Source organism: Synechococcus sp. PCC 6717 (assembly GCF_022698185.1).
Lineage (GTDB): Bacteria > Cyanobacteriota > Cyanobacteriia > Thermosynechococcales > Thermosynechococcaceae > Thermosynechococcus > Thermosynechococcus lividus.
The window spans coordinates 1-6,432 of sequence record NZ_JAKLTV010000040.1; the positions used below are offsets into that span (position 1 = coordinate 1).

Here is a 6,432-nt window from a genome sequence, read left to right on the forward strand (position 1 = left end):
GAATACGGTTCTTGTTAGTAATGCTGGGGCAAATGGTACTGTTGATGTATCTGCAAGCCTCAGCGAAGCCCTGCAGAACTTGGTCTAGCTTGACAATTTGCTCTGCAGTGGGATTTAGTTGACAGACAATGGTCAGTATTTGCTGTGGCATGAGTTCATTTTATGCGCTTAAATGGTACTATGGCAACTGAAGTTGCTAAAGGAGCTTTCCTCCCCGTACTTCAGTACGGGGCTTCCAGCCCTACCCGTTGTGAAGCAGGGGATGGACGGCGGCGGCAACAATCCGCTCGTCTGGCTCAAAGGCGCTCCCCTCAGCTAAAAAGGTTACCCAGCCATTGCTTGGCCTATAGACGTAACCGTTGCATTGTATAGAGCGCAAGATCTCGATAGCATCTTCCGGTTGCTCACTGCGCAGATGATAGCTTTCACTGAACTCACTCATCGTGGGTACCCATACTCGGCTATCGATTAATGTATCGCTCCAAAAGCTGCCGAATCGCCTGAAGTTCCGCCAAAATACTACTGAGCAGTTGCTCGGGTTGATCCTGTGGTACTGTTTTTAGTTCGACGTGAAGCTCGGTAAACCCCATAACATCACGGGCAAACCGTGCTACCTCGTTAGGGTGAAACAACAATGGTTCGCGGCGACTGCTACGGCGCTCGGGATTCAGACGCTTGGGATCAAAGGGAGGATTGATAACGTAGTTGTCACTATTGACGTAGCGGTAGATAGAGGCTCGGGAACGATGGAGGGTTTGCTGAACTTGTTCAATTGTCATCAGGTTGCTATCACTAGATAGTAATTTAGATCGCCGCATCAAAACTATTACTGAGGTTTATTGTTATCGATTTTATTTCAATGTAAGTGTAGAGGGATCAACTGTCAAGATTTAATGCGAATCTTTTGATTTAATTGCTGAGTTTGCCGCTGCTGCTGTTGTTCTAACAAACGGCTAGCAAAGGACAGGGCGGCTGCAGAGCGATCGCCCCCGGCCAAGTCCGCCAAGGCATGAAGGCGTTCTTCTCCATGGAGGGGATATACCGCAACCGTTGTTTGTTGCTGGTGTGCGGCGCTGAACTTTTGAACGTGGTAGTGGTGATCTGCCGCAGCAGCGATCAGGGATTGGTGGGTCACGCAAAGGGTTTGGTGGTGGCGGCTCAACCGGTACAAACTGTCGGCGATCGCCCCAGCAATACGCCCGGAGACCCCCGCATCAATTTCATCAAAAATCAATGTCTTCGCTGTTTGTTGTGTTGTTAGGCAGGTTTCTAATGCCAGTAAAAACCGACTAATTTCACCACCGGAGGCAACCTCCCCAAGCGGTTGTAAGGGTTGGCCAGGATTGGCACTCCACAGAAAGGTAATGTGATCACTGCCGTGGCTGCTGGGAGCTATGGACTCCAGTTGTACTTGGAAACGAGCATGGGGTAGCCCAAGGGGCTGGAGATGCTCAAGGAGTTCCGCTTGCAGTTGATCTGCAGCAGCAGCGCGCAGTTCATGGAGACGAGCGCTGGCAGTGGTTAGCTCTGTCATCCATGCCTGTACATGGTGCTCGAGATGCTCGTGAGTCATGGTGTGCTGCTGGATCTGGCTGAGTTCGGCAGCAATGCTATCGCGGTAGGCCATAACGCTCGCCAAGTCAGGCCCATACTTACGACACAGCCGTTGGAGCTGATGAATGCGGTTGCCAATCCTATCGAGGGTCTCCGGATCGGCCTCTAGGCTCTCAGCATAGGTGCGCAGGTGCCGTGCGGCCTCTTCGCCTTGGGCGATCGCCCCTTCGAGCAATTCTAGGACTGGAGCAAGGGAGCGATCTAAGGGCAGGAGCGCCTGTAGCGCCATTTGGGCTTGCCCCAATAACCCTGTGGCACTGGGTTCCTCCTCGTAGAGCCAGTAGTAGGCGCGCTGGCTGTGCTCCTGTAACTCATGGATGTGGCTCAGCCGCTGATATTGTTGCTGGAGGGTCTCCAACTCATGGGGGTCGTTCAGGTTGGCTGGCTCCAGTTCACTGAGTTGAAATTTCAACAGGTCTAGCCGTTGCAGTCGTTGTTGCTCTGCTTGGGTAAACTCTGCCAGTTGGCGCTGACTACTCTGCCACGCTTGGTAGCATTCAGACACCCGCTGACGCTGCGCCAGTAGCTCGACTCCCCCGTAGTGATCCAGCCAATCGCGCTGCTGGGCTGGGCTGGCCAGTTGAATGGCTTGCCCCTGCGCCGTCAAACGCACCAGATAACGCCGTAGTTCCTGTAGCTGTTGCCGATTGACAAGAACTCCATTTACCCGCGTGCGGCTGCGGAAGGTCTCTCCCTTGAGGCTAAATTCACGACTGCACAGCAGTTCTCCCCCCATATCTTCAATCTCTAGGCGCTGGAGCCATGCCTGTACCTCCGGTGTGAGGGTAAACACCGCTTCAATGTGTCCTTGGGTGCTCCCAGAGCGCAGGTGCCGCACCGTTAGTTTGCCCCCAAGGAGAGCATCAATGGCATCCAAGAGAATCGATTTCCCTGCCCCTGTTTCCCCCGTCAGCACGTTCAGACCAGGGTGAAATGTGACCTCTAACTCCGTGACAAGGGCAAAATTCTTAATCCGCAGTGTTTGCAGCATTCCCTTTAGGACTCCGGCAGCCAAGCGACTCTATTGTGGCACTCTTCCTTTCGTTGGAACGAGGACAGCTCACTTTTGCCATAGTGCGACTTGATTTTGTACCGCAGATTAGCCTACATAGTAGAAGGTAATATTTTGCAACATTTTGAGGAGCAACTGCTCGGATGATCACGGAGGCAGCAGCGATCCCAGCAACGGTGCCCAAAGAGTTTTTGGGGCCACCAATGGGGTTTAATCCAACCTTAGTCATGTTTTTTGCCGCATTTGCGATCGCCATTCTTTCGACGTGGGGATACGTTCAGGGAGACTGGCCGGGTTGGGTTTGCTTTGGCGCCAATATGCTGGCTCTACACCTAATGGGAACGGTGATTCACGATGCCTCCCACAATGTTGCCCACAGCAGTCGCCTTGTCAATGCCATTATGGGCCACGGCAGTGCCTTACTCCTTGGCTTTGTATTTCCGGTCTTCACACGGGTGCACATGCAGCACCATGCCAATGTCAATGATCCCGAGAATGACCCAGATCACTATGTGTCTAAGGGGGGGCCTTTGTGGTTAATTGCCCCTCGCTTTTTCTACCATGAAATTTTCTTTTTCAAGCGGCGGCTCTGGCGGAACTATGAATTGCTGGAGTGGGCAATTAGTCGGCTAATCTTAATTGCTATTGTGGTGTTTGCGGCTACTAGTGGCTACATGCACTATGTTCTAAATTATTGGTTTCTGCCCGCCGGGGTGGTTGGGCTGATGCTGGGGCTCTTTTTTGACTATTTTCCCCACCGTCCCCACACCGAGCGCGATCGCTGGCACAATGCCCGGGTCTATCCCAGTCCAATTTTGAACTTGCTTATCTTTGGTCAAAATTACCACCTGATTCATCACCTGTGGCCGAATATTCCATGGTATAAGGTGCAGCCTGCCTACCATGCCGTCAAACCGTTACTAGATGCCCACGGCTGTAAACAGACCCTTGGTATATTGGAACCGGGGAATTTTCTCCCCTTTTTATACGATGCTTTAGTGGGGCTGCACTTTCATCGGGTCGCCCCACCCTCTAAGACTCCTCCTCCCTCTTGAGGTGTTCCATGGTGGCTGAAGTCAGCGGCGATCGCCCCCCTGTTGTGGTGGTCGAAAACCTACAAAAGTCCTATCGGACAGGGTTTTGGCTGCGTACGGTGATCACCCCCCTGAAGTCCGTTTCCCTACAGGTGTACCAAGGAGAAACCTTTGGCCTCCTCGGCCCCAACGGGGCAGGCAAGACCACGTTACTCAAAACTCTGTTGGGGTTGGTACAACCTAGCGCTGGGCATGGCTTGCTGTTGGGGCGACCCTTGGGCGATCGCGCCATTCGCCAGCACATTGGCTATCTACCGGAAAATCCTTACTTTTACGACTATCTGACGGGTTGGGAATTTCTCGAGTTTACCGCTGGCCTGTTTGGCCTTAGCAAAGCCACTCGCCAAGAACGAATTCCACTGTTGCTAGAAATGGTGGGCTTAACCCTCAAGGATGCCCGCAATAAGCAAATGCGCCGTTACTCGAAAGGGATGGTGCAGCGGGTCGGCCTCGCCCAAGCCCTCATCAACGACCCAGACGTCGTGTTCCTCGACGAACCCATGTCTGGCTTGGATCCCCTTGGCCGCTATCAAATCCGTGAAATCATCCTATCTCTGAAAAAGCAGGGCAAAACCATCTTTTTTAATAGTCATGTTTTGGCAGATGTGGAGGCCATTTGCGATCGCATTGGTATTTTGGCCCAAGGGGAGCTAATTTGTACCGGTGGGGTGAACGAGCTCCTTGGCAGTAGCACGAGCTACCATGTGGAGGGCACGGGTGGCCATGTCGATGGCCTGCAGGAGTGGCTACACCCTCTAGAGATTCAAGGCGATCGCTGGCAAGGCGTGATTAACGTTTCACCGCAGCGCTTTTTAACCCTTGTGGAGGAAATGGGAGGACAAATTTTACACCTACGCCTCGCCCGCCCCACCCTTGAAGAATTTTTTGTCGAACAGTTGCGCCAGCGGGGGATTTACGTGAGCCATTAGGGATACAGGCCGCTGCTGGCAAAAGACCATCATACGTCTATTCAGCAACGCCAAATTTTCAAACTAGGGTAGTGCTCAAGATGGGATGTTTTATCGAATGTGAGCGAAAAACCCCGTCCGCTTGCGGCAGGAAGGATGTCAACATATCTATCCTCTTCTATGCTCTTCGTACCCCCTCTTCATGCAACAACGCCATTTGATACAGAAGTTCTGCCCGCTGCCAGTCTTCGGGGGTATCTATATCTACAACTCGCCAGTGGGGAATAACGAGTCCAACACCTGCGCGATGAATACTCACACCGGTCAGCCAAGCGTGTGCTGTTCCCCAGTAAAACTGGCCTGCATCATAGTAGGCGGGTTCTAAGTCTTGGGTGCGTACCTGTTCATACTCTGGGTAAAACGGTTCCATCCGACCGGTCTCGTGTCGCTTCAGTGCCCGCTGAATGGGTGAAGGAAATGTTGTTACCGGAAATGTGTAGGGAGCCTGCACACTCAGCAGTAGCTCTAGGGCTTTATTGAGATCCGCCGCGTGCAACAGGGGAACTGCCGGATAGATACAACAGACGTAGTCTATTTCCCAACCTTGTTTTTGCAAGACTTGGATGCCATGGGCAATGACCGGAGTGGTGCCTGTGTGATCATCTGCTAATACCGCTGGACGCGTAAATGGCACCTCTGCACCCCATTGAGTGGCCACAGTAGCAATTTCTGTATCCTCGGTTGAGACGACAATACGGTCAAACAGACTGGATGCCTGAGCGGCGCAAATAGCATGGGCTAGCATTGGTTTGCCACAAAAGTCACGTATATTTTTGCGGGGAATACGTTTACTGCCGCCCCGCGCTGGAATGATGGCGATCTTCATTCTTTTCCTCAAAGCGTCTATTGTAATCTATAAGCGCTAGACAAACCCTAGCTGTCTTTTTAGGGACTGCGCTAGCCGATCTATTGACCTATGTGCTGACCTCGCTACAGTTGGCCGTTGCCTTTCCCGCAGCCACGGGTGGGGTGTTGGCAGCCTTTGCTAAGTTTGCTGGCATTTTTGCCCTAACGCAAATTCCCTTAGCGATCGCTGAAGGTCTCTTGACGGTGATGGTTTGGAACTGGTTGCAAACCTACAACCGAGAAGAATTGCAAGTCCTGAATTTGATCAAGCAGGAGTCATAACCAATGAGCCGAAAGAATCAACGTTGGAACAATTGGGTATTGGTTGTGGCGGTAGTGGTGCTGGCGATCGCCCCATTATTGCTGGCGCGCAAAGCCGAGTTTAGCGGTGCTGACGCTGAAGCAGAAGCTGCAATTCAGGAGGTTAGCTCAAGCTATCAGCCTTGGTTTAATCCGGTCTTTGAACCAACCAGTGGCGAAATTGAATCACTGTTCTTTGCCGTCCAAGCGGCACTAGGAGCAGGAGTCATCGGCTATGTTTTTGGGCTATATCGAAGCAGGCACGAGCGACAGGCATCCCAACACCACCCAGAAGTGAGCCAGTAAAAAAGCAAAACTGGAAGAAATTCGAGAAGTAGTGCCAAGTCTGGCTCGAATGCATCAGGAGAAGGAATCGTTTAGAGCCATCTTTGAGCCAGCAAAAGATTGGGAAGATGGAACCTTTCAATTGCTCGATTGGTTAGCTCAAGCTCAGGATTCTTTTCAAGAGAGCGTAAGAACAATTTGTCGGTGGTTTGGTGAAGTCACCGCCTATTTTGATAATCACACAAATAGTGGTGTTGTCGAAGGTATTAACAATCAATTGAAGCTGATCAAGCGGTCAGGTTATGGGTTCAGA

General features: G+C 51.9%; 9 protein-coding genes. 5 read left to right on the plus strand and 4 right to left on the minus strand.

What is annotated here, in order from left to right; genetic code table 11:
- Nucleotides 1-241: 241 nt before the first annotated feature.
- From L5470_RS12100 to recN, 3 genes are all read right to left on the minus strand, one after another.
- The gene (locus L5470_RS12100) at nucleotides 242-442 is read right to left on the minus strand and encodes a hypothetical protein (RefSeq protein WP_499500118.1); all 201 of its coding nucleotides are present in this window, start codon (nucleotides 440-442) and stop codon (nucleotides 242-244) included.
- A gap of 19 nt (nucleotides 443-461) precedes the next feature.
- A complete protein-coding gene (locus L5470_RS12105) occupies nucleotides 462-779 on the minus strand; it encodes a DUF8631 domain-containing protein (RefSeq protein ID WP_227517525.1) in 318 nt (105 codons plus the stop codon).
- Nucleotides 780-883: 104 nt separating this feature from the next.
- A complete protein-coding gene (gene recN / locus L5470_RS12110) occupies nucleotides 884-2,605 on the minus strand; it encodes a DNA repair protein RecN (RefSeq protein ID WP_099798185.1) in 1,722 nt (573 codons plus the stop codon).
- A gap of 164 nt (nucleotides 2,606-2,769) precedes the next feature.
- Between recN and crtR the strand changes: the two genes are divergently transcribed.
- Together crtR and L5470_RS12120 are read left to right on the plus strand one after the other, a co-directional pair.
- Complete coding sequence (gene crtR, locus L5470_RS12115) at nucleotides 2,770-3,681, plus strand: beta-carotene hydroxylase (RefSeq protein WP_099798186.1); 912 nt, start codon at nucleotides 2,770-2,772, stop codon at nucleotides 3,679-3,681.
- Between the two features lie 8 nt (nucleotides 3,682-3,689).
- The gene (locus L5470_RS12120; protein WP_448524936.1) at nucleotides 3,690-4,649 is read left to right on the plus strand and encodes an ABC transporter ATP-binding protein; all 960 of its coding nucleotides are present in this window, start codon (nucleotides 3,690-3,692) and stop codon (nucleotides 4,647-4,649) included.
- Nucleotides 4,650-4,806: 157 nt separating this feature from the next.
- On the opposite strand, the gene pseF is transcribed toward L5470_RS12120, so the two are convergent.
- A complete protein-coding gene (gene pseF, locus L5470_RS12125; RefSeq protein ID WP_099798188.1) occupies nucleotides 4,807-5,514 on the minus strand; it encodes a pseudaminic acid cytidylyltransferase in 708 nt (235 codons plus the stop codon).
- Nucleotides 5,515-5,543: 29 nt separating this feature from the next.
- Here pseF and L5470_RS12130 point away from each other — a divergent pair, with 29 nt between their 5' ends.
- The 3 genes from L5470_RS12130 to L5470_RS12140 form a co-directional block, all read left to right on the plus strand.
- Complete coding sequence (locus tag L5470_RS12130) at nucleotides 5,544-5,816, plus strand: energy-coupling factor ABC transporter permease (protein ID WP_227517643.1); 273 nt, start codon at nucleotides 5,544-5,546, stop codon at nucleotides 5,814-5,816.
- A gap of 3 nt (nucleotides 5,817-5,819) precedes the next feature.
- Complete coding sequence (locus tag L5470_RS12135; RefSeq protein ID WP_499500119.1) at nucleotides 5,820-6,140, plus strand: energy-coupling factor ABC transporter substrate-binding protein; 321 nt, start codon at nucleotides 5,820-5,822, stop codon at nucleotides 6,138-6,140.
- Between the two features lie 31 nt (nucleotides 6,141-6,171).
- Nucleotides 6,172-6,432 (plus strand): transposase (locus L5470_RS12140; protein ID WP_499500120.1); only part of this gene is annotated, 261 nt, incomplete at its 3' end.

Excerpts from the sequence above, each read along its gene's own strand:
- L5470_RS12100 (WP_499500118.1), bottom strand. The coding sequence starts at position 442 with ATGAGTGAGTTCAGTGAAAGCTATCATCTGCGCAGTGAGCAACCGGAA.
- L5470_RS12105 (WP_227517525.1), bottom strand. The coding sequence starts at position 779 with ATGACAATTGAACAAGTTCAGCAAACCCTCCATCGTTCCCGAGCCTCT.
- recN (WP_099798185.1), bottom strand. The coding sequence starts at position 2,605 with ATGCTGCAAACACTGCGGATTAAGAATTTTGCCCTTGTCACGGAGTTA.
- crtR (WP_099798186.1), top strand. The coding sequence starts at position 2,770 with ATGATCACGGAGGCAGCAGCGATCCCAGCAACGGTGCCCAAAGAGTTT.
- L5470_RS12120 (WP_448524936.1), top strand. The coding sequence starts at position 3,690 with ATGGTGGCTGAAGTCAGCGGCGATCGCCCCCCTGTTGTGGTGGTCGAA.
- pseF (WP_099798188.1), bottom strand. The coding sequence starts at position 5,514 with ATGAAGATCGCCATCATTCCAGCGCGGGGCGGCAGTAAACGTATTCCC.
- L5470_RS12135 (WP_499500119.1), top strand. The coding sequence starts at position 5,820 with ATGAGCCGAAAGAATCAACGTTGGAACAATTGGGTATTGGTTGTGGCG.